20 protein-coding genes are annotated in these 21,386 nt (G+C 57.1%); 12 read left to right on the top strand and 8 right to left on the bottom strand.

Going from position 1 to position 21,386, the window contains the following annotated elements; translation table 11 throughout:
• Nucleotides 1–14: 14 nt before the first annotated feature.
• On the top strand, nucleotides 15–803 hold the full coding sequence (locus SERAS12_RS24400; RefSeq protein WP_013814989.1) for an AraC family transcriptional regulator: 789 nt from the start codon (nucleotides 15–17) through the stop codon (nucleotides 801–803).
• On the opposite strand, the gene SERAS12_RS24405 is transcribed toward SERAS12_RS24400, so the two are convergent.
• The 4 genes from SERAS12_RS24405 to metB all read right to left on the bottom strand — a co-directional run bounded on the left by SERAS12_RS24405 (nucleotide 800) and on the right by metB (nucleotide 6,286).
• Nucleotides 800–1,432: a LysE family transporter gene (locus SERAS12_RS24405; RefSeq protein WP_013814990.1), complete on the bottom strand. Its 633-nt coding sequence runs from the start codon at nucleotides 1,430–1,432 to the stop codon at nucleotides 800–802. The genes SERAS12_RS24400 and SERAS12_RS24405 overlap by 4 nt on opposite strands.
• 128 nt (nucleotides 1,433–1,560) lie before the next feature.
• On the bottom strand, nucleotides 1,561–2,454 hold the full coding sequence (gene metF, locus SERAS12_RS24410) for a methylenetetrahydrofolate reductase (RefSeq protein ID WP_013814991.1): 894 nt from the start codon (nucleotides 2,452–2,454) through the stop codon (nucleotides 1,561–1,563).
• Between the two features lie 233 nt (nucleotides 2,455–2,687).
• Complete coding sequence (locus SERAS12_RS24415; protein ID WP_013814992.1) at nucleotides 2,688–5,123, bottom strand: bifunctional aspartate kinase/homoserine dehydrogenase II; 2,436 nt, start codon at nucleotides 5,121–5,123, stop codon at nucleotides 2,688–2,690.
• Nucleotides 5,124–5,125: 2 nt separating this feature from the next.
• Complete coding sequence (metB, locus tag SERAS12_RS24420) at nucleotides 5,126–6,286, bottom strand: cystathionine gamma-synthase (protein WP_004953172.1); 1,161 nt, start codon at nucleotides 6,284–6,286, stop codon at nucleotides 5,126–5,128.
• Between the two features lie 317 nt (nucleotides 6,287–6,603).
• Between metB and metJ the strand changes: the two genes are divergently transcribed.
• Complete coding sequence (metJ, locus tag SERAS12_RS24425; RefSeq protein WP_006317756.1) at nucleotides 6,604–6,921, top strand: met regulon transcriptional regulator MetJ; 318 nt, start codon at nucleotides 6,604–6,606, stop codon at nucleotides 6,919–6,921.
• A gap of 78 nt (nucleotides 6,922–6,999) precedes the next feature.
• Here metJ and rpmE read toward each other — a convergent pair whose 3' ends face one another.
• Nucleotides 7,000–7,215: a 50S ribosomal protein L31 gene (gene rpmE / locus SERAS12_RS24430; protein WP_004953176.1), complete on the bottom strand. Its 216-nt coding sequence runs from the start codon at nucleotides 7,213–7,215 to the stop codon at nucleotides 7,000–7,002.
• A gap of 201 nt (nucleotides 7,216–7,416) precedes the next feature.
• On the opposite strand from rpmE, the gene priA reads away from it, so the two are divergent.
• The 7 genes from priA (at nucleotide 7,417) to rraA (ending at nucleotide 15,504) form a co-directional block, all read left to right on the top strand.
• Complete coding sequence (gene priA, locus SERAS12_RS24435; RefSeq protein WP_013814993.1) at nucleotides 7,417–9,612, top strand: primosomal protein N'; 2,196 nt, start codon at nucleotides 7,417–7,419, stop codon at nucleotides 9,610–9,612.
• Between the two features lie 289 nt (nucleotides 9,613–9,901).
• Nucleotides 9,902–10,930 (top strand): DNA-binding transcriptional regulator CytR, encoded by a 1,029-nt coding sequence (cytR, locus tag SERAS12_RS24440; RefSeq protein ID WP_013814994.1) that lies wholly within the window; start codon nucleotides 9,902–9,904, stop codon nucleotides 10,928–10,930.
• 65 nt (nucleotides 10,931–10,995) lie between these two features.
• On the top strand, nucleotides 10,996–11,952 hold the full coding sequence (gene ftsN / locus SERAS12_RS24445) for a cell division protein FtsN (RefSeq protein WP_013814995.1): 957 nt from the start codon (nucleotides 10,996–10,998) through the stop codon (nucleotides 11,950–11,952).
• A gap of 102 nt (nucleotides 11,953–12,054) precedes the next feature.
• Complete coding sequence (gene hslV, locus SERAS12_RS24450; protein ID WP_004953184.1) at nucleotides 12,055–12,585, top strand: ATP-dependent protease subunit HslV; 531 nt, start codon at nucleotides 12,055–12,057, stop codon at nucleotides 12,583–12,585.
• A gap of 12 nt (nucleotides 12,586–12,597) precedes the next feature.
• Complete coding sequence (hslU, locus tag SERAS12_RS24455; RefSeq protein WP_013814996.1) at nucleotides 12,598–13,932, top strand: HslU--HslV peptidase ATPase subunit; 1,335 nt, start codon at nucleotides 12,598–12,600, stop codon at nucleotides 13,930–13,932.
• Nucleotides 13,933–14,025: 93 nt separating this feature from the next.
• Nucleotides 14,026–14,943 carry a 1,4-dihydroxy-2-naphthoate polyprenyltransferase gene (locus tag SERAS12_RS24460; protein WP_006328846.1) on the top strand — a complete coding sequence of 306 codons (918 nt, stop codon included), beginning with the start codon at nucleotides 14,026–14,028 and terminating at the stop codon, nucleotides 14,941–14,943.
• 75 nt (nucleotides 14,944–15,018) lie between these two features.
• On the top strand, nucleotides 15,019–15,504 hold the full coding sequence (rraA, locus tag SERAS12_RS24465; RefSeq protein ID WP_013814997.1) for a ribonuclease E activity regulator RraA: 486 nt from the start codon (nucleotides 15,019–15,021) through the stop codon (nucleotides 15,502–15,504).
• Between the two features lie 57 nt (nucleotides 15,505–15,561).
• Here the strand turns inward: rraA and zapB are convergent, their stop codons facing one another.
• Entirely contained in the window at nucleotides 15,562–15,801 is a 240-nt protein-coding gene (zapB, locus tag SERAS12_RS24470; protein WP_004953193.1) for a septal ring assembly protein ZapB, read from the bottom strand.
• A 540-nt stretch (nucleotides 15,802–16,341) separates the two neighbouring features.
• Between zapB and SERAS12_RS24475 the strand changes: the two genes are divergently transcribed.
• Nucleotides 16,342–17,187, top strand: a complete 846-nt coding sequence (locus SERAS12_RS24475; RefSeq protein WP_004953195.1) for an MIP/aquaporin family protein — start codon at nucleotides 16,342–16,344, stop codon at nucleotides 17,185–17,187.
• Nucleotides 17,188–17,230: 43 nt separating this feature from the next.
• Nucleotides 17,231–18,739 carry a glycerol kinase GlpK gene (glpK, locus tag SERAS12_RS24480; protein WP_013814998.1) on the top strand — a complete coding sequence of 503 codons (1,509 nt, stop codon included), beginning with the start codon at nucleotides 17,231–17,233 and terminating at the stop codon, nucleotides 18,737–18,739.
• Here the strand turns inward: glpK and SERAS12_RS26505 are convergent.
• Nucleotides 18,736–18,888 (bottom strand): hypothetical protein, encoded by a 153-nt coding sequence (locus tag SERAS12_RS26505; RefSeq protein ID WP_158307047.1) that lies wholly within the window; start codon nucleotides 18,886–18,888, stop codon nucleotides 18,736–18,738. The two genes, glpK and SERAS12_RS26505, sit on opposite strands and share 4 nt — an antisense overlap.
• On the opposite strand from SERAS12_RS26505, the gene glpX reads away from it, so the two are divergent.
• Complete coding sequence (gene glpX, locus SERAS12_RS24485) at nucleotides 18,869–19,879, top strand: class II fructose-bisphosphatase (RefSeq protein WP_013814999.1); 1,011 nt, start codon at nucleotides 18,869–18,871, stop codon at nucleotides 19,877–19,879. The two genes, SERAS12_RS26505 and glpX, sit on opposite strands and share 20 nt — an antisense overlap.
• A gap of 31 nt (nucleotides 19,880–19,910) precedes the next feature.
• Here glpX and emrD read toward each other — a convergent pair whose 3' ends face one another.
• A complete protein-coding gene (gene emrD, locus SERAS12_RS24490) occupies nucleotides 19,911–21,095 on the bottom strand; it encodes a multidrug efflux MFS transporter EmrD (RefSeq protein WP_013815000.1) in 1,185 nt (394 codons plus the stop codon).
• Nucleotides 21,096–21,386 lie beyond the last annotated feature (291 nt).

Here is a 21,386-nt window from a genome sequence, read left to right on the forward strand (position 1 = left end):
CGCGGAGGTGCGCGATGGCGTTATCCCTCTCGGACTGGTTTGTTGCCAACGATATCGAGTGCTCGCGCCTGACGGCGATCAATGCCTCCTTCCCCCGTCACACCCACGATGAATACGTGATCAGCGCCAATTTGAGCGGTACCGAACAGATTTGGCTGGACGGCAAAACCTCGTTGGTGCGCGGTGGCGAGATCACCGTTTACAACCCGGCCAGCATTCAGTCCTCGCAATTTGGCAGTGAGAAAGTCGAATTCTGTAGCGTGCACTTACCGCAATCACTGCTGCGCAGCCTGGCCAACAACCATAACCTGGGGTCCCATCGTCAGGCGCCGGTGCTGACCGAAGGCGTACTGCGCAACCCGGCGTTGTTCGACGCCATTTGCCGCTATGCCTGCACTCCGCACGACGCTGTTGAACAAGAGCAAAATCTGCTGTGGCTGCTGGGTACCCTGCTGGACGATCGCACCGCGGATCACCCGCAACCGACGGAAACCGTCGGCCGGGCACTGGAGTTCATGCGCGACAACCTGACGCTGAAAATCAGCCTGGACACGCTGGCCCAGGTCAGCGGCATGAGTAAATATCATTTTGTCCGGCTGTTCCGGCAACGTATCGGCATGCCCCCGCTGCAATATCACATGCAGCTGCGGCTGCTGGAGGCGCGTAACCTGCTGCGGCAGAATCAACACACGCTGGACGTGGCGCTGGCCTTGGGTTTTTACGATCAAAGTCATTTTATTAACGCTTTTCGCAAAACGATGGGCATCACGCCACATCACTATCTGCAATCCTTCACCCGCTAAATAAACTCGCGGTAGCCCGACACCACCACGTACAGCGCGAAGTAGCCAAAAATCACCGCCGAGGCAAAGTAAGAATATTTCAGCAGGCGAGACCCCAACATTTTGCCGCCCAGGCTACCAACGGAGCAAAGCACCGCCGTCCACACCACCCCGGCAATAAAAAAGCCGGAGAGGAACCACGACGTTGCCGCCGGCCCCCCCTGACCCATACGTGAAATTAGCGCACCGCCCACCGCCGCAAACCACAAGATCGCCGTAGGAGAAGACATAGCCAGCACCACGCCGCGCAGGAAGTTGCGCGGCACCGAACGTGGCGTGTCCGGCTCAGCCACCGCCAACTCAGTCGCCTGGGCGAAGGCCGCGCGCAGCATCTTGTAAGCGAACCACAGCAGCATCATTGAACCGCCGACCCACAGTACCCAGCGGACACCCGGGTATTGCAACAGCACCGCCATGCCCGCCAGCGCCAGCACCGCATAAATCAGGTCACCCACGCAGGTACCGATCCCCAGCCAGAAACCGTGAAAATAGCCGCGCTGCATCGCCAGCGTGATCATGGCGATATTGGCGATGCCAATATCCAGACAAAGCGACAGACTGAGTAAAAAACCATTGGAAAACGGCAGCATGGCGACGAGCTCTTTTCGTGGGGATGATGCGTCATCTCATCATGCCGCTGAAGAGGGGTATTGGAAGAAATTGCGCCCAACAAAAAGGGCGCTGTTTTTACGCAGCGCCCCTCCCGATAGCGAATGGATTATGCAGCGGCCGGGCGCACACCCAGCGTGTGGCAGATGGCATAGCTCATCTCGGCGCGGTTCAGCGTATAGAAGTGGAAATCTTTCACCCCTTCGCGGCTGAGGATCTTCACCATGTCCATCGCGATATTGGCGCCGACCATTTTGCGGGTTTCGGCGTCGTCGTCCAGCCCTTCAAACATGCTGGTCATCCAGCTCGGTACGCGCACGTTGGTCATGGTAGCGAAACGTTGCAGCTGCTTGAAGTTGGATACCGGCAGAATGCCCGGCACGATTTCCACGTCAATACCGGTGGCGACGCAACGGTCGCGGAAACGCAGATAGCTCTCCACGTCGAAGAAAAACTGGGTGATCGCGCGGTTGGCGCCGGCATCGATTTTACGCTTCAGGTTAATCAGGTCCGCCTGCGGACTTTTCGCCTCCGGATGCACTTCAGGGTAGGCGGCAACGGAGATATCGAAATCACCGACCTCTTTCAACAACCGAACCAAATCGGTCGCATACATGTCCGGCTTGCCGCCACCCGGTGGCAGATCGCCGCGCAGCGCCACGATATGACGAATGCCGTTGTTCCAATAATCGGTGGCGATTTCACGCAACTGCGCCGGGCTGGCGTCGATGCAGGTCAGGTGTGGGGCTGCATCCAGACCGGTGCGGTCCTTAATCCCTTTGATGATGCTGTGGGTACGATCACGCTCGCCCGAGTTTGCGCCATAGGTCACAGAGACAAATTTAGGTTTCAGGCTGCTCAGACGATCAATGGACTGCCACAGGGTATCTTCCATCTCGCTGGTGCGCGGCGGGAAAAACTCAAACGACACGTTAATCTGGCCGCTTAATTCCGCCAGACTCTGATTCAGCGCTTCCCGCTGGTTTGCGTGAAAAAAACTCATACCCTGTCCGCCTCTTATCGATCGCTGTTTTGCATTTTGCTTTATTTTAATAAGCGTCTATACGTTTAGACGTCTAAATAGAAAATGCCGTATGTTGGCTAAAGAGTCAACAGGAAACTGGGGGAATAAGATGATTAATCCTCACCCGCAAAGAGAAAGAATTTCATGTTCGAAACAAGATGAATTATGGCAGGAAAAACGAGGGGCGCGGTGAACCCGCGCCCGCAAGAAAATTAAAGCAGTTGCGCCAAACGGTTAAGGTCTGACTGGATCGCCCCGGCCGTGACGTCGCGCCCGGCGCCCGGCCCGCGGATCACCAAGGGGTTATCGCGGTACCAGCGGCTTTCGATAGCAAACACGTTGTCGCATGGCAACAGCGCCGCCAGTGGGTGCTCAGGCCGCACCGCCTCTACTCCGACACGCGCCTTGCCGTTGGCATCGAAGCGCGCCACGTGCCGCAGCACCAGCCCCATTTCGCTGGCAGCCTCAAAACGCTGCAGCATCTGTTGGTTCAGCGCATCGCCGTTCTCGAAGAACTGATCGACAGAGCCCTGCTCGGCACCGGCAGGCACCAGCGACTCTACCCGCACCTGATTCGGTTCGATGTCATAGCCCGCTTCGCGCGCCAGAATAACCAGCTTGCGCATTACGTCCTGACCGGAGAGATCGACGCGCGGATCCGGTTCTGTCAGCCCCTGCTGCCAGGCCTGATCCACCAGCTCGGTGAACGGCACCGTGCCGTCGAACTGCAGGAACAACCAGGAAAGGGTACCGGAGAAGATACCGCTGATCGCCAGAATGCTGTCGCCGCTGTCGCGCAAATCACGCACCGTATGGTTGACGGGCAGGCCCGCGCCGACGGTCGCGTTATACAACCAGTGGCGGCCGGTTTTGGCGAAAGCATCGCGGATTTGGCGATAGTTATCGCCGCACGACGCGCCCGCCAGCTTGTTGGCGCTAATCACGTGGAAACCGTAGCTGGCAAAGTCCAGATACTGCTCTGCCAGATTTTCACTGGCGGTAACGTCAAGCACCACCAGATCGTCGAACGGGTGCGCACGCATCCACAGGAACAGAGACTCTTCGTCCAACTCCTGCGCTTCGTCCTCGAAGAATGCCAGCGCGCGGCTGGCGTCCAGCCCGTCGTAATCCAGCAGGCTGCGGCGGCTGTCCACCACCCCGGCCAGTGTGAATTCAAAACCGCTGCGGGCGGAAATATTTTTCTGCTCGCGGGCAAACAGTTCCAGCCAGCGTGCGCCAATGTTGCCTTTGCCGAACAGCACCAGACCGATGCGTTTTTCAGCACGGAACAATGACTGGTGCAAGCCCTGAATCAGTAAGGCAGTCGGCCCCTGACGCAGCACCGCCACCAGGCTGATGCCGTCTTCTGCCTGCCAGATAAACTCAACTGGCTGGTCTTTCAACTGTTGGTAGAAACGATGGCTGTGCAGCGGGTTTTTGCAAACCCCCGCCCCCACCAACGCCACCAGCGCCAACCCTTCGCGCAGTTTCAGTTCCCCCGGCAACCCGGCATCCTGCAAGGTACGCAGCACGCTGTTCACCACTTCCGAGGTGTAGCACAGCTGAACCAGGTTGCGGTCCGGATGAATGCCGACGGCCAAGGGTTTGATCTGCGCGCGCTTCAGCACCAGATCCAGATCTTTCTGCGCCAGCTTGAAATCATGCTGGCTGCCGACGCGCAGCTCAATCAGGCACACGTCATCATGGCTGGTGACAATCTTCGCGCCCGTACCGGAAGCCAGCACGCGCTCGATGCGCGTTGAACCCTGTTCCGGCTGGTAACTGCATCGCAGCTGAAGATCGATATCGCTGCCGGAAACCGGCTGCAAGGTGCGGGTATGCAGCACCGGTGCCGCCAGACGCGCCAGTTCGCTGGCTTCATCCAACCGCAGCAGCGGCAGCAGGCAGGCATCTTTCACTTTACGTGGGTCGGCGCTGTACACCCCGGCCACGTCGCTCCAGATAGTCACGCGCTCCACGCCGGCCAAAGCGCCGACCTGGGTCGCAGAATAGTCACTGCCGTTACGCCCCAACAGCACGGTTTCACCGGCGTCGTTGCGTGAAATAAAACCGGTCACCACCAGGCGTTTGCCTGGGTGTTGAGCCAGCAATTGTTGCAGCAACGGGTAAGAACGGCCTTCATCGACCTGCGGCTGAGCAGAGCGTTCCGTACGCAGGAAATCGCGCGCATCCAGCCAGGCCGCCTGCATATCCAACTTGTTCAGCACCGCAGCCATCAGCCGCGCCGACCAGATTTCGCCGTGTCCGACGACCTCGGCATAGGTCACGTCGTCAATCTTGTCATCCAGCAAGACCGCCAGACGTTCCAGATCCTGAATAAATTCGGCGATCAGCGGTTCGGCGGTTTCCGGCGGCAATAAACCGCCGATCAATTCGCTGTGATAACGGCGCAGCGTCTGCTGAACCTGATGCGCAGAAAGGCGATCGCTCTGGCTGAGCTTCAGCCAGCTAATCAGTTGGTTGGTGGTGCTGCCGGCAGCCGACACCACCATCATATCGCCCGGCTGGCTGTATTCGGCCATGATCCCGGCCACACGCAGATAACACTTCACGTCCGCCAGGCTGCTGCCGCCAAACTTGTGCAGTTGACGCCCGCTCACCGGCCCTGCTACCGCAATTGCATTCATGCTTACCTCGTTGCCGCCGCCTGGAAAGCACGTTCCAGATCGGCAATCAAATCTTCACTGTCTTCAATACCCACGGAAATACGCAGCAGGCTCTCGGAGATACCGGCCGCCGCACGTGCTTCCGCTGCCATACCGGCATGGGTCATGGTCGCTGCATGCGAAATCAGGCTTTCTACGCCCCCCAGGGATTCTGCCAGAGTAAACAGCTCAAGGGCAGAGAGGAAACGGCGAAGAAGCGCCTCATCACCATCCAGTTCAAAACTGAGCATCGCGCCAAAGCCGCGTTGCTGGCGGCGCGCAATCTCGTGCCCTGGGTTCTGTGGCAGAGAAGGATGATACAGCTTTTTCACCAGCGGTTGCTGCTGTAAATAACTGACAATCGCTTCGGCGTTTTGTTGCGCCGCCTTGATGCGAGGCGACAGGGTGCGCATGCCGCGCAACAGCAAATAGCTGTCGAACGCGCCGCCGGTAACGCCGATATTATTGGCCCACCAAGCCAGCTCCACCGCCAAATCTTTATCTTTGGCGATCACCGCGCCGGCTACCACATCGGAATGGCCGTTGAGGTATTTGGTGCAGGAGTGAACCACCAGATCGGCACCCAGTCCAATCGGTTGCTGCAGCGCCGGGCTGAGGAAGGTGTTATCCACTACCGTCAGCGCGCCTGCCGCATGCGCCGCCTCGCAAATTGCCGCAATGTCCACCACGCGCAGCAGCGGGTTGCTTGGGCTTTCAATCAGCACCAGTTTTGGCTTTTGCGCCAACGCCTGCGCCAACGCCTCTTCATTACTCTGATCGACAAACAGCACGCGGTAAGCGCCTCGCTTGCTCAGGCTATCGAAAAGACGGTAGCTGCCACCGTAGCAATCGTGCGGCGCCACCAGTAGATCGCCGGGTTTCAGGAATACGGTGGTCACCAGATGGATCGCCGACATTCCGCTACTGGTCATTACCGCACCGGCGCCGCCTTCCAGCTCCGCCAGCGCACGTTGCACCACATCGCGCGTCGGATTGCCGCGGCGTGAGTAGTCATGAGCGCGAGGCTGGTTGAAGTCGGTGAAATTATAGGTGCTGGAAAGATGGATCGGCGGGACAACGCAGCCGTACTGTTCGTCATCGTTCAGGCCGCTACGTACGGCAATCGTGGCTGGTTTACGCGTCATAGGGTCGCTCGGCTCTCAGGATTCGGATGAATGAGGGCTAAAGATTAATCGCAGTGGAGATGGACGTCAATACATCTGGACATCTAAACTTCTTTGCGTATAGATTGAGCAAAGCGGTAATACCCGCTAAAATTATGCCGGTTTGAGATGACGATACGATGTTAACGCGAAATGCATAGGCGACACCTATTGATCGTGAGCATACAGTGACCCTGGTCGCGTAAAATTGACATTTATTTAGTGAGAACAGTGAAGATCGGGCATAATTGGCCGGTTTTTAGAATTTTGTAATTTTTCTGACAAATTTAAGGTGTCCCATGGCTGAGTGGAACGGCGAGTATGTCAGCCCTTACGCTGAACACGGTAAAAAAAGCGAGCAAGTAAAAAAAATCACGGTATCCATTCCGCTGAAGGTCCTGAAAATCCTCACCGATGAACGGACACGTCGCCAGGTCAATAACCTGCGCCACGCCACCAACAGCGAATTGCTGTGCGAAGCATTCCTGCATGCTTTTACCGGCCAGCCGCTGCCGAACGATGAAGACCTGCGCAAAGAACGCAGCGATGAAATCCCGGAAGCCGCAAAAGTGCTGATGCGTGAATTGGGTGTGGATCCCGATACCTGGGAATACTGACTCGTCGGCCTGCGAAAGCAGGCGGCAGAAACGAAAAAAGGCGCCGAAGGCGCCTTTTTCATCTGACGGTAAGAAATATTATTTCTTAGCGCCTGGTACGCTGAAACGCTTGTTGAAGCGGTCAACGCGGCCACCGGTAGCAACGTCACGCTGCTTGCCAGTGTAGAACGGGTGGCATTGACCACAAACGTCCAGGTTCAGATCGTGACCCACGGTAGAGCGGATTTTGATCACGTTACCGCAAGAGCAGTTAGCAGTAACTTCTTCGTATTTTGGGTGGATACCTTGTTTCATGGGAAACCTCAGTTAAGGCCGTGTCGCTATCCAGCCCTGTTTCGCCAGACACCACACGTGGTTGATAATATATTTTGGTATCGGATTATACCAAAGGCGGCAAATTATACAGAAATTCAATGTGGCGCGCAATTGGATCCGTACATTTTGCGGCCCGCAGTGTAAACTACCCGACACTTTTTCCATCTGGATGGCCGCCACATGCCCGTTGTACACGTTGCTTTACCGGTTCCCCTCGCCCGCACCTTCGACTATCTGCTGCCGCAAGGCCTGCAGCCGGTCGCCGGCGCGCGCGTTTGTGTACCCTGGGGTAAGCAACGGGCGATCGGCATCGTCACCGGCAGCAGCGACACCAGCGAACTGCCGCTGGATAAGCTTAAGCCCATCGACAGTATCATCGACAACGCCTCCCTGTTCTCCCCCAGCCTGTGGCGCATTCTTCGCTGGGCCAGCGACTATTATCATTACCCGATCGGTGAAGTGTTGTTCCATGCGCTGCCGATCCTGCTAAGACAGGGAAAGCCGGCGGAAGCTGCGCCGCTGTGGCAATGGTTCGCCACTGAACAGGGCCGCGCCACGCCGCCGGAAAGCCTGAAACGCGCCCCCAAACAACAGCAGGCGCTGGCTGCGCTGCTGCAGCGCCCGGTGTATCGCCACCAGGTCAGCGAACTTGAACTGACCGAGAGCGCCCTGCAGGCATTGCGCGCCAAAGGGCTGATCGACTTACGGGCTCAGGCATTGGCGACGCAGGACTGGCGACCGGGTTTTACAGTGCTCGGCGAACGGCTGCGGCTGAATACCGAACAGGCCACCGCCGTGGGTGCGATCCGCAGCGAAGACGATCAGTTTGCCGCCTGGCTGCTGGCCGGGGTCACCGGCTCCGGCAAGACAGAGGTCTATCTCAGCGTGCTGGAAAACATTCTGGCCATGGGCAAACAGGCGCTGGTGCTGGTGCCGGAAATCGGCCTGACGCCGCAAACCATCGCTCGCTTTCGCGAACGCTTCAATGCGCCGGTAGACGTACTGCACTCCGGCCTCAACGACAGCGAACGGCTGGCGGTATGGCTGCGCGCCCGCAGCGGCGAGGCGGCGATCGTCATCGGTACCCGCTCGGCGCTGTTTACCCCGTTCTCACGCCTGGGCGTGATCATTATCGACGAAGAGCACGACAGCTCCTATAAACAGCAAGAAGGCTGGCGCTACCACGCACGCGATCTGGCGGTGTTCCGCGCCCGGGAAGAGAACATCCCGATGGTCATGGGTTCCGCCACGCCGGCGCTGGAAACGCTGCACAACGTGCAACTGGGTAAATACCGTCAGCTCAAACTCACCCAGCGCGCGGGCAACGCCAAACCGGCGGCGCAGCACCTGATCGACCTGAAAGGCCTGCCGCTGAAGGTGGGTTTGTCGCAGCCGCTGCTGAAAAGCATGCAGCACCATCTGAAAGCCGGTAATCAGGTGATGTTATTCCTTAACCGCCGCGGCTATGCGCCCGCGTTGTTGTGCCACGAATGCGGCTGGATCGCCGAATGCCAACGCTGCGATCATTACTACACCTTCCATCAGAACCAGCGCCAACTGCGCTGCCACCACTGCGACAGCCAGCGACCGGTACCGCACCAGTGTCCGCAATGCGGTTCAACGCACCTGGTCTCGGTCGGCGTCGGTACCGAGCAATTGGAAAACGAACTGGCGCCGCTGTTCCCGGAAACGCCGATTACCCGTATTGACCGAGACACCACCAGCCGCAAGGGCTCGCTTGAGCAACATCTGGCGGATATTCACCGTGGTGGCTCACGCATATTGATCGGCACCCAAATGTTGGCAAAAGGTCACCATTTCCCGGACGTGACGCTGGTCGCCCTGCTGGACGTCGACGGCGCGCTGTTTTCGGCTGATTTCCGTTCCGCTGAACGCTTTGCTCAACTGTATACCCAGGTCTCCGGCCGTGCAGGCCGCGCCGGCAAACAGGGTGAAGTCCTTTTGCAGACTCACCACCCGGAACACCCGCTGCTGCAAATTCTGTTGCAGCAGGGCTACGAGGCCTTTTCCAAACAGACGCTGGCGGAACGCAACAGCGTCTTCCTGCCACCCTACACCAGCCATATCATCGTGCGTTCGGAAGATCACGATAACCAACAGGCGCCGCTGTTCCTGCAGCAGCTGCGCAATCTGCTGGAGGCCAGCCCGCTGAAAGACGACTCGTTGTGGGTCATGGGGCCCGTCCCGGCATTGCAGTCAAAACGCGGCGGCCGCTTCCGTTGGCAACTGCTGTTGCAGCACCCTTCGCGACGCGTGCTGCAACAGTTGATGAAAAGCTCGTTGCCGTTGATCGGCACACTGCCACAGGCACGTAAGGTGAAATGGACGCTGGACGTCGATCCGATAGATAGCTGAACCCGGAAAAGTCTGATTCAGTTCAGGCAAGGCAAACGTTTACCCTTGAAATTGCGAGCGAACGCTAAAAAACCTTCCCGGGTCACACTTTTTATGCAAATTAGGTAACAAAGGCGGGACATATTCTGTTTAGAATGTCTGCCAAGGCAATTTTGGCACCTAAAGTAGCACCGTGACAGAATGTTCGAGTGCGGATGGCGCTAAATGATAACAACACCACCGTACGCCAGAATTTGTGAGCAAACTGCAGTAGTCGCGTTGGCATGGGGCTAACGCAAGGAGAAAGGCGTTGGAACACAAGAAAGAATTACCCATGGCAACCATGAAAGACGTTGCCGAGATGGCGGGCGTTTCAACGGCAACCGTGTCGCGCGCGCTGATGAACCCGGAGAAGGTGTCAACGCCGACGCGTCAGAAAGTGGAGCAGGCCGTCTTGGCCGTGGGCTACTCTCCTCATGCCCTCTCGCGCAATATCAAGCGTAATGAATCCCGTACCATTCTGGTGATCGTCCCCGACATTTGCGATCCGTTCTTCGCCGACGTGATCCAGGGGATCGAGCAGACCGCGGCGCAGCAAGGCTATCTGGTGCTGATTGGCGACTGCGCTCAGCAGAACCAGCAGGAACGAACCTTCGTCAATCTGATTATCACCAAGCAAATCGATGGCATGCTGCTGCTCGGCTCCAACCTGCCCTTCGACGCCAGCAAGGAAGAGCAGCGTAATCTGCCGCCAATGGTGATGGCCAACGAGTTTGCCCCGGAGCTGGAACTGCCGACGGTACACATCGATAACCTGACCGCCGCCTTCGAGGCTGTACATTATTTGCACCAGCTCGGACACAAGCAAATCGCCTGTGTCGCCGGACCGGAACAGATGCCGCTCAGCCATTATCGGCTGCAAGGCTACATTCAGGCGCTACGTCGTAATGGCATTAACGTCGAAAGCAGCTATATTACCCGGGGTGATTTCACGTACGAAGCCGGTGCGCAGGCGCTGACAGCGCTGATGGCGCAACCAAAACCCCCGACGGCAATATTCTGCCACAGTGACGTCATGGCAATCGGCGTGCTGTCACAGGCGAAAAAAATGGGGCTGCGAGTACCGCAGGACCTTTCCATCGTTGGCTTTGACGACATCAAGCTGACGCAGTATTGCGATCCGCCGTTAACCACGGTGGCTCAACCGCGCTATGAGATCGGCCGGCAAGCGATGCTGCTGTTGTTGGAACAACTGCACGGACAGGCAGTACCAAGTGGCTCCCGGCTATTGGACAGTGAGTTAATTATCAGAGGCAGCACTGCTGCCCCTAAACGCTAGTCAAATATTTTAGGGTTCAGTAACATGCAGGACTTATCTCCTCATCAGGACACAGCGGAATAATAGTGGCACAAAAAGACTATGTAGGCCGTGGGCGCACAGGAGCGCGGCGCAAAACCCCCAGCCGTAAAAAGAGCAGTTCTCCGAAAGTATCCAAAACCGTGCTGGCGTTAGCCGTAGCACTTCTGGTGATCTTTATCGGTGGCCTCTATTTCATTACGCACAATAAACCGGACGATGTACCGTTGTTGCCTGCGCACAGCAACCGCCCTGGCAATGGCCTGCCGCCGAAACCGGAAGAGCGCTGGCGCTATATCAAAGAGCTGGAGAACCGCCAGATTGGCGTGCAGACCCCGACCGAGCCAACGGCCGGCGGCGAAGTCAACTCCAAGACTCAGTTGACCACTGAACAACGCCAACTGCTGGAACAAATGCAGGCGGATATGCAACAGCGCCCAACGCAGTTGAATGAAGTGCCGTATAACGACCCTTCTCAAGCTGCGGCGCGCGGCAACAGCCGTCAGCAGCAGGTGCAGCAACAACAAATACAGCAGCAAGTTCAGCAACAGACGCAGCAACCACAGGTTACCCAGCCGCGTAATCCGTTTAACAACGGTGCAACCACGGCGCCGGTGCAACAGCAACAGCACCAGCAGGCTCAACCCAAACCCAAGCCGCAGCCGCAGCCGGTTAAGCAACCTGAGCCTAAAGCGCAGCCAAAACCTGAGGTAAAACCGGAAACCAAGCCGGAAGTGAAACAGGAAACGGCCAAGCAGGAAACCAAGCCTGAGCAGAAACAGAAGTGGATGGTGCAATGCGGTTCGTTCCGTGCCACCGATCAGGCGGAATCGGTCCGTGCGCGCCTGGCGTTTGAAGGTATCGAAAGCCGCATCACCGCCGGCGGCGGTTGGAATCGCGTGGTGCTCGGCCCCTACAGCAGCCGCGCAACCGCGGACAAAACCCTATCGCGTCTGAAGGGCGCCGGCATGTCAAGTTGCATTCCCCTCTCCGTTGGGGGTTGAAAAGCGTCAATCCCCCCCCATCTATACTCTCAATATGCCTCGTAGTGTCTGCGCAAGCAGATGCTGCGAGGGCTTCTTTCCGTCTTCAACGAGGGTCTGCTCGTGACAACAATTGTAAGCGTACGCCGCAACGGCCAGGTAGTGATCGGTGGCGATGGCCAGGCCACCTTGGGCAATACGGTAATGAAGGGTAACGTCAAGAAAGTGCGTCGCCTGTATAACGACAAAGTGATTGCCGGTTTCGCCGGTGGCACTGCGGATGCCTTCACGCTGTTTGAGCTGTTCGAGCGCAAGCTGGAAATGCACCAGGGCCATTTGGTTAAAGCGGCCGTTGAGTTGGCTAAAGACTGGCGTACCGACCGCATGCTGCGCAAGCTTGAAGCGCTGCTGGCCGTGGCGGATGAACACTCTTCGCTGATCATCACCGGCAACGGTGACGTGATCCAGCCTGAAAATGATTTGATTGCGATCGGTTCCGGCGGCCCATACGCCCAGGCTGCCGCTCGCGCGATGTTGGAAAATACCGAGCTGAGCGCCCGCGAAATCGTTGATAAATCACTCAACATCGCCGGTGACATCTGTATTTACACCAACCATTTCCACACCATCGAAGAATTGCCTTCCAAAGCGTAAGGATCGAATACTATGTCTGAAATGACCCCGCGCGAGATCGTCAGCGAGCTGGACAGCTACATTATCGGCCAGAACAAGGCCAAACGTGCCGTTGCCATCGCCCTGCGTAACCGCTGGCGCCGCATGCAGCTCGACGAGATGCTGCGTCATGAAGTCACGCCAAAAAATATTCTGATGATCGGCCCGACCGGCGTCGGTAAAACTGAAATCGCCCGTCGTCTGGCGAAGCTGGCTAATGCCCCCTTCATCAAGGTAGAAGCCACCAAGTTCACCGAAGTAGGCTATGTCGGTAAAGAAGTGGATTCCATCATCCGCGATCTGACCGACGCCGCAATCAAAATGGTGCGTCTGCAATCGATCGAGAAAAACCGCACTCGCGCCGAAGAGATGGCGGAAGAACGCATTCTCGACGTACTGATCCCACCGGCCAAAAACAACTGGGGCCAGCCGGAAGAGCAACAGGAGCCGTCTGCAGCGCGTCAGGCATTCCGCAAAAAACTGCGTGAAGGCCAGTTGGACGACAAAGAGATTGAAATCGATCTGGCTTCTGCGCCCATGGGCGTGGAAATCATGGCGCCTCCGGGCATGGAAGAGATGACCAATCAGCTGCAGTCGATGTTCCAGAACCTGGGCGGCCAGAAGCACAAACCGCGCAAGCTGAAGATCAAAGAAGCCTTCAAGCTGTTGATCGAAGAAGAAGCCGCCAAGCTGGTGAACCCGGAAGAGCTGAAAGAACAGGCGATCGAAGCGGTTGAGCAACACGGTATCGTGTTTATCGACGAGATCGACAAAATCTGTAAGCGCGGTGGCCAAAGCTCCGGCCCGGACGTGTCACGCGAAGGCGTGCAGCGCGATCTGCTGCCGCTGGTGGAAGGCTGTACCGTTTCCACCAAGCACGGCATGGTGAAAACCGATCACATTCTGTTTATCGCCTCCGGCGCATTCCAGACCGCCAGCCCGTCAGATTTGATCCCGGAACTGCAAGGTCGCCTGCCGATCCGCGTTGAATTGCAGGCGCTGACCACCGAAGATTTCGAGCGTATCCTGACCGAGCCAAGCGCCTCGCTGACCGAGCAGTACAAAGCGTTGATGGGCACCGAAGGCGTCAATATCGAGTTCACCGCCGAAGGTATCCGTCGTATCGCCGAAGCCGCGTGGCAGGTTAACGAAAGCACCGAAAACATCGGTGCGCGCCGTCTGCACACCGTGCTTGAGCGTCTGATGGAAGATATTTCCTACGATGCGAGTGAAATTAACGGTCAATCCATTACAATTGATGCGGATTACGTGCGTAATCATCTGGATGAACTGGTAGCGGATGAAGATTTGAGTCGTTTTATCCTATAATCGCTCAATCATGTCCTGTCGGTCATCTGTGTGGGAGGCATTGCCTCCCACAATTATTTCTAACGGACACAGCCACTTACTCTGAAGCGAAAAATGAGCTCATCAACTTCCACCTCCCCGGCCAGAGCCTGGCTTGAAAGTTTACGACCGCGCACCCTGCCGCTGGCCTTTGCCTCGATCGTGGTCGGCTCCGCCATTGCCGCCTTGCATGACAGCCTGAAACCCGGCGTGGCACTGCTGGCACTGCTGACCGCCGGTCTGCTGCAAATTCTCTCCAATCTGGCGAACGACTATGGCGATGCGGTAAAAGGCAGCGACAAGGAAGATCGTATCGGACCGCTACGCGGCATGCAGAAAGGCATGATCACCCAGGCACAGATGAAACGTGCGCTGGTCGTGACGGTGGTATTGATTGCCATCGCCGGCTGTTCGCTGATCGCCGTGGCCTGTGAGCAGCCCAGCGACGTCATAGGCTTCCTGGTGCTGGGCGGGCTTTCTATCGTCGCCGCCATTACCTACACCGTAGGTAACAAGCCTTACGGTTATCTGGGATTGGGCGATATTTCGGTGCTGGTGTTCTTTGGTTGGTTGAGCGTAGCGGGTACCTACTACCTGCAAACCCACGCTTTTGACAGCATCGTGATGTTGCCGGCCACCGCCTGCGGACTGCTGGCAACCGCGGTACTCAATATCAATAACCTGCGCGATATCGAAAGCGATCGCGCCAACGGCAAAAATACCCTGGCGGTGCGGCTCGGCCCGCAGAAGGCGCGCTACTACCACGCCTTGCTGCTGATCGGTGCGGTGGCGTGTTTTGCGCTGTTTACGCTGCTTAATCTGCATAGCCTTTGGGGTTGGCTGTTTGTGCTGGCTATCCCGCTGCTGGTGCGTCATGGCCTGCGCGTGCTGCGCGATCCGACCCCGGCCGGCATGCGGCCGATGCTGGAACATATGGTCAAGGCGGCGCTGCTGGCCAACGTATTGTTCGCCATCGGCGTGGCACTCAGTTAAAAACTGATGATTTTGCCAACAGGGCGAATAAAGGGATATACTGGTTATTCCAGCGGCAAACAGACGTAAAATCCTATGAAATACGATACTTCCGAACTTTGCGACATCTATCATGAAGAGGTGAACGTTGTTGAGCCTCTATTCTCCAATTTTGGCGGGCGTACTTCATTTGGCGGGCAAATCACTACGGTGAAATGCTTTGAGGATAACGGCCTGTTATTCGATCTGCTCGAGGAGAACGGCCGTGGCCGCGTCTTGCTGATCGACGGTGGCGGCTCGGTGCGTCGCGCCCTGATCAACGCTGAGTTGGCGCGTCTGGCAACCCAGAACGAATGGGAAGGCATCGTGGTTTACGGTGCTGTGCGCCAGGTAGACGATCTGGAAGAGCTGGACATCGGCATTCAGGCGATGGCGGCCATTCCGGCAGGCGCCATCAGCGAAGGCGTTGGCGAAAGCGATATTCGCGTTAACTTTGGCGGCGTCACCTTCTTCTCCGGCGATCATCTCTATGCCGACAATACCGGGATCATTCTGTCTGAGGACCCGCTCGATATCGAGTAACCCGCAGAGATGAAAAAGGGCGCCTAAGGCGCCCTTTTCGATTCTGGCATCAGGGAATCAGACTTCTTCCATTTTGCCCAGCAGCGCGCGCAGGCGATCTTGCCATACGTGCTGCTCTTCTTTCAGTTGCTGATTTTCACGCACCAGAGATTCGTGGTTGCCTGAGGCAGCCTGAACTTCGTGAGACAGAGTATTGTTTTTGTCTTTCAGTTCTTCAATTTCCATCTGCAGCAGGGTGATGGTATCGATCGCCTGCTGAACTTTTGCTTCCAATTTCTCAAATACTTCAAATGACATTCTTCGGTCCCCTCATGATAGCAAGGCGTACATCTATAGCTAACAGCCGCAACTCAGGTTGCAACCGTTGCGAATATGCATCGCGCCAAGTGACACGCGCTTTTATTGAAAAAAGCGCGCCTGTCTCGATAAAACGTTTCTTTCGATAAAAACGATTGTAAGTAGCCTGTCCCCGACTGTCTAGCAACATACCGGCTCATCGCGCAGTCTGTTGCAATTTTCCTGCCCTCACTATCAGCAAAAACTGAAAATGCCCATCGGACAAAAAAGGGTTTGTTAACAATTGGTGGGAAAACCACTGGTCAGATCACACTTTCATGGCGCAGAAAGAACACCGAACGACGCGAATTCGCTCAACTTTATGACGAAGCACACACATTTTGATTTCGCTATTTCTCGTTTATGTTCGTTAACGATAAATTTACATCACGTCCTCAATTAATAATTGGACGAGATGAAAAAAACTGTACCCATAGGCCAAGTGGATTAGCACAGTGAGCCTATAAACCTATAACCGCCGTTTTGCAGGACAACAACATTATGAGCCAAACCACCAGTCCGACCCTAAAAGGCCAGTGTATCGCCGAGTTCCTCGGCACAGGTTTGTTGATCTTTTTTGGCGTAGGCTGCGTTGCCGCACTGAAACTGGCAGGTGCCAGCTTCGGCCAGTGGGAAATCAGTATCATTTGGGGCCTGGGCGTTGCCATGGCCATCTATCTGACTGCTGCCATCTCCGGTGCGCACCTTAACCCGGCCGTCACTATCGCGCTGTGGTTGTTCGCCTGCTTTGACGGACGCAAAGTACTCCCTTACATTGTCGCGCAGATCGCCGGAGCCTTCTGCGCAGCAGCCCTGGTCTACGGGTTGTATTACAACCTGTTCTTCGATTTCGAAGCGGCCAACCATATGGTCCGCGGCAGCGACGAGAGCCTTGCTCTGGCCGGTATCTTCTCCACTTATCCTAACGCGCATATCTCCGTCGGCCAGGCCTTCCTGGTGGAAACGGTGATTACCGCGATTCTGATGTGCCTGATTCTGGCGCTGACCGACGACGGTAATGGTATTCCACGTGGCCCGCTGGCGCCGCTGTTGATCGGTATTCTGATTGCCGTTATCGGCGCCTCCATGGGACCATTGACCGGCTTTGCTTTGAACCCGGCGCGTGATTTCGGCCCGAAACTGTTCGCTTATCTGGCAGGCTGGGGCAAAGTGGCCTTCACCGGTGCACGTGATATTCCGTACTTCCTGGTGCCAATCTTTGGCCCCATCCTCGGTGCCGGTCTGGGTGCCTTCGGCTACCGCGCTCTGATTGGTCGCCATCTGCCGTGCGATGTTTGCGTAGAGGAAGAAGAACCCGCTACCAAGGCCCAGCAGCGCAAAGCGTGATTGACACAGTTTTAAAACGGTTAACAACAGCAGGATTAAGATCATGACAGTAGAAAAAAAATACATTGTCGCTCTCGACCAGGGAACCACCAGTTCACGTGCCGTAGTGCTCGATCACGATGCCAATATTGTTGCGGTATCTCAGCGCGAGTTCACGCAGATTTACCCGAAAGCCGGCTGGGTTGAACACGATCCGATGGAGATCTGGTCGTCACAAAGCTCCACGCTGGTGGAAGTGCTGGCAAAAGCCGACATCAATTCCGATCAGATTGCCGGCATCGGCATCACCAACCAGCGTGAAACCACCATCGTCTGGGAAAAAGAGACCGGCAAGCCGATTTACAACGCCATCGTCTGGCAATGTCGCCGCACCGCCGACATCTGCGAAAAGCTCAAGCGCGATGGCCTGGAAGAGTACATTCGTCACAACACCGGCCTGGTGGTTGACCCGTACTTCTCCGGCACCAAGGTGAAGTGGATCCTCGATAACGTTGAAGGTGCCCGTGAACGCGCCAAGCGCGGCGAACTGCTGTTCGGTACCGTCGACACCTGGCTGGTGTGGAAAATGACCCAGGGACGGGTGCATGTGACCGATTACACCAACGCCTCGCGCACCATGATGTTTAACATCCATGAGCTGGACTGGGACGATCGCATGCTGGAAGCGTTGGATATTCCACGCGTCATGCTGCCGAAAGTCCGCCCGTCCTCTGAGGTGTACGGCCAGACCAATATCGGCGGTAAAGGCGGCACGCGTATTCCTATCGCCGGTATCGCCGGTGACCAGCAGGCGGCGCTGTACGGCCAACTGTGCGTTCAACCGGGTATGGCGAAGAACACCTATGGCACCGGCTGCTTCCTGCTGATGAACACCGGCAAAGAAGCGGTACGTTCCAACCACGGCCTGCTGACCACCATCGCCTGCGGCCCGCGCGGTGAAGTGAACTATGCGCTGGAAGGCGCGGTATTTATCGGCGGTGCCTCCATCCAGTGGCTACGCGATGAGTTGAAACTGATCAGCGATGCGGCCGACTCCGAATACTTCGCCACCAAGGTGAAAGACAGCAACGGCGTCTACGTAGTACCGGCCTTCACCGGCCTGGGTGCCCCTTACTGGGACCCATATGCCCGTGGCGCTATCTTCGGCCTGACTCGTGGTGCGAACAGCAACCACATCATCCGAGCCACGCTGGAGTCCATCGCCTACCAGACGCGCGACGTGCTCGACGCCATGCAGGCCGACTCCAACACCCGCCTGCAGTCGCTGCGTGTGGACGGTGGCGCAGTTGCCAACAACTTCCTGATGCAGTTCCAGTCCGACATTCTCGGTACCCGTGTGGAGCGTCCTGAAGTGCGCGAATCGACGGCTCTGGGTGCAGCCTTCCTGGCGGGCCTGGCCATTGGCTACTGGAACGATCTGGATGAGGTGAAGAGCAAAGCCGTTATCGAGCGTGAGTTCCGCCCAAGCATTGAAACCACCGAGCGTAACTTCCGCTACAGCGGATGGAAAAAAGCGGTAGCCCGCGCCCAGGCATGGGAAGATCACGACTAACCCCCTTTTGCTTTGTTGACCGAATCACGCGCTGCCTCCGGGTGGCGCGTTTTTTTTGCCCCGCCCGCTGCCGCCCTGCTGTGATAAACTTTGCCGATATTTTCTTCCTTTCTCACAACGGGTTTTGCCATGAAACGTGAATTAGCCATCGAATTTTCCCGCGTTACCGAAGCCGCCGCGCTGGCGGGCTACAAATGGCTGGGACGCGGCGACAAGAATGCCGCCGACGGCGCTGCGGTCAACGCAATGCGCATTATGCTCAATAAAGTGGATATCGATGGCCGCATCGTGATCGGCGAAGGCGAAATTGATGAAGCGCCCATGCTGTATATCGGCGAGCACGTCGGCAGCGGCCAGGGCGATGCGGTAGATATCGCCGTCGACCCCATCGAAGGCACCCGCATGACCGCCATGGGCCAACCCAACGCACTGGCCGTGCTGGCGGTGGGCGATCGCGGCACTTTCCTGCACGCGCCGGACATGTATATGGAAAAGCTGGTGGTGGGCCCGGCGGCGCGCGGCGCTATCGATCTCAACCTGCCGCTGGCAGAAAACCTGAACCAGGTCGCAGCCCGACTGAACAAGCCGCTGGCGCAGCTGACGGTGGTCATTCTGGCCAAGCCACGCCACGACGGCGTTATCGCGCAGATGCAACAGCTCGGGGTGCGGGTCTTCGCTATCCCCGATGGCGACGTGGCGGCCTCCATCCTGACCTGCTTGCCGGAAAGCGAAGTCGATGTGATGTACGGTATCGGCGGCGCACCTGAAGGGGTGATTTCCGCTGCGGTGATCCGCGCGCTGGATGGAGATATGCAGGCGCGACTGCTGCCGCGTCATCAGGTGAAAGGCGACAGCGCCGAGAACCGCCGCATCGGCGAAGAAGAACTGGTGCGTTGCAAAGAGATGGGGATTGAGGCCGGCAAGGTGTTGGTATTGGACCAAATGGCGCGCAACGACAACGTCATTTTCTCCGCCACCGGCATCACCAAGGGTGATCTGCTGGAAGGCATTAGCCGCCAGGGCAATATGGCCACCACGGAAACCTTGCTGATCCGCGGCAAGTCCCGCACTATCCGCCGCATTCGCTCAACCCATTATCTGGACCGTAAAGATCCGGCGCTGCACGAGTTCCTGCTGTAATTAAACAGGGCGCCATTGGCGCCCTGTGGGTTTATGCGGTATGTCCCTGATGCTGGAGACGATTTGACAACGGCCACCAGCACAGCAAAATCAGCAGCGCCATCGCAAACATCAGCAGGCCGAGGCTGAACTGCCCGGTTTGCGGCAGCATGGCGGAGAGCCAGGTCGCCAGGCCCGATCCCATATTCTGCATACCGCCCACCAATGCGCCCGCCGCGCCCGCCAGATAGGGGAAAGGCTCCATCGCGCCGGTGGTAGCCAATGGGAACAACATCCCTGCGCCGAAAAAGAACAGCGCCGCCGGCACGATCAACGTCCAGATGTTCATCACGCCGAACCAACCCGGGATCCACATCATAAGGCCTGCCAGCAAACAGCTGATAACCGAATGCCACATCAGGCTGTGGAAGGTTTTGCCGTCACGGCCGGCGTACCAGGCGCCAAAGAACGCCGCAGGGATCGGCAGGATAAACAGGATACTGACGGTCAGCCCGCTCAGGCCCAACACGCCCCCCATCAGCACGCCACAGCTGGCTTCAAATACCGCGATCCCCGCCAGCGCACCGATCAGCATCACCAGATAGCAGCTGAAAGTGCCGTCGGCCAGCAGCTTGCCGAAACTCGCCAACATGCGCCGTTTTTCTGTCTGCTGAGGCCGGGTTTCCGGCAGCCAACGGAACATGGCGAAGGCGACGCCGGCGCAAAGCGCCAACAGGAAAGCGTAGCAAGCGCGCCAGCCGAATATCATCGCCAATGCCCCGCCGATGATCGGTGCCAGCAGCGGGCTCACCAGAATGCCCATATTGAGCAGGCTGTTGGCATAGCGCAGCGAGGTCCCGGCATACAGATCACGCGGCATGGTACGCGCCATCACCCCCGCCACGCCGGTGCCCATCCCCTGAATGGCGCTGGCGACAACCAGCATCGTCAGGCTATTGGACAAGAACGCGCCCAGGGCGCCAATCAGGAAAATCATCATCCCGGCGAGGATCACCGGGCGGCGGCCAATGCGATCCGACAACGGGCCGTAAATCAGCTGTGAAAAGCCATAGGTCATCAGATACGCCGCCATCACGCGCTGCACCGCACCGGTGCGCACCGACAGATCTCGGGCAATGTCAGCAATGACAGGAACATAAATGGTTTGCGCCATCTGACCGACGGCCACCAACAGGGTGAGCATCACCAGCAGGTGAAAATTGTCTATTTTTCTCATTGTCTTCGTTAGCGTATTAACTCGTCACAGCGTCCCGGCATGACTCCGGATTGAGTCAGAACGGCGAGCAGCCCTCTATGGCGGCATAAGCTAACAAATCTGATTTTTTTAGCGAGTTTCAGACAGATATTGATCCCGGTCACACTGGCAGCAAAGGCAACCAACCTCGTAAATTAAACTGTACGTCTAACGCTTAAGGGGTAAAAATGGCGAGATCGCCGTAATTTGGCTTTAGCATTTAATCGATAATTATTTTCATCATCTTGAAATAAAATAACACCATAGGGATTT

Origin of the sequence: Serratia sp. AS12 (genome assembly GCF_000214195.1) — a bacterium.
Lineage (GTDB): Bacteria > Pseudomonadota > Gammaproteobacteria > Enterobacterales > Enterobacteriaceae > Serratia > Serratia plymuthica.

Excerpts from the sequence above, each read along its gene's own strand:
- zapB (WP_004953193.1), bottom strand. The coding sequence starts at position 15,801 with ATGTCATTTGAAGTATTTGAGAAATTGGAAGCAAAAGTTCAGCAGGCG.
- glpK (WP_013814998.1), top strand. The coding sequence starts at position 17,231 with ATGACAGTAGAAAAAAAATACATTGTCGCTCTCGACCAGGGAACCACC.
- SERAS12_RS24415 (WP_013814992.1), bottom strand. The coding sequence starts at position 5,123 with ATGAATGCAATTGCGGTAGCAGGGCCGGTGAGCGGGCGTCAACTGCAC.
- SERAS12_RS24405 (WP_013814990.1), bottom strand. The coding sequence starts at position 1,432 with ATGCTGCCGTTTTCCAATGGTTTTTTACTCAGTCTGTCGCTTTGTCTG.
- emrD (WP_013815000.1), bottom strand. The coding sequence starts at position 21,095 with ATGAGAAAAATAGACAATTTTCACCTGCTGGTGATGCTCACCCTGTTG.
- rraA (WP_013814997.1), top strand. The coding sequence starts at position 15,019 with ATGAAATACGATACTTCCGAACTTTGCGACATCTATCATGAAGAGGTG.
- metF (WP_013814991.1), bottom strand. The coding sequence starts at position 2,454 with ATGAGTTTTTTTCACGCAAACCAGCGGGAAGCGCTGAATCAGAGTCTG.
- SERAS12_RS24400 (WP_013814989.1), top strand. The coding sequence starts at position 15 with ATGGCGTTATCCCTCTCGGACTGGTTTGTTGCCAACGATATCGAGTGC.
- SERAS12_RS26505 (WP_158307047.1), bottom strand. The coding sequence starts at position 18,888 with ATGGCTAATTCACGTTTCATGGCAAAACCCGTTGTGAGAAAGGAAGAA.
- SERAS12_RS24475 (WP_004953195.1), top strand. The coding sequence starts at position 16,342 with ATGAGCCAAACCACCAGTCCGACCCTAAAAGGCCAGTGTATCGCCGAG.
- priA (WP_013814993.1), top strand. The coding sequence starts at position 7,417 with ATGCCCGTTGTACACGTTGCTTTACCGGTTCCCCTCGCCCGCACCTTC.
- SERAS12_RS24460 (WP_006328846.1), top strand. The coding sequence starts at position 14,026 with ATGAGCTCATCAACTTCCACCTCCCCGGCCAGAGCCTGGCTTGAAAGT.
- metJ (WP_006317756.1), top strand. The coding sequence starts at position 6,604 with ATGGCTGAGTGGAACGGCGAGTATGTCAGCCCTTACGCTGAACACGGT.
- metB (WP_004953172.1), bottom strand. The coding sequence starts at position 6,286 with ATGACGCGTAAACCAGCCACGATTGCCGTACGTAGCGGCCTGAACGAT.
- hslU (WP_013814996.1), top strand. The coding sequence starts at position 12,598 with ATGTCTGAAATGACCCCGCGCGAGATCGTCAGCGAGCTGGACAGCTAC.
- rpmE (WP_004953176.1), bottom strand. The coding sequence starts at position 7,215 with ATGAAACAAGGTATCCACCCAAAATACGAAGAAGTTACTGCTAACTGC.
- glpX (WP_013814999.1), top strand. The coding sequence starts at position 18,869 with ATGAAACGTGAATTAGCCATCGAATTTTCCCGCGTTACCGAAGCCGCC.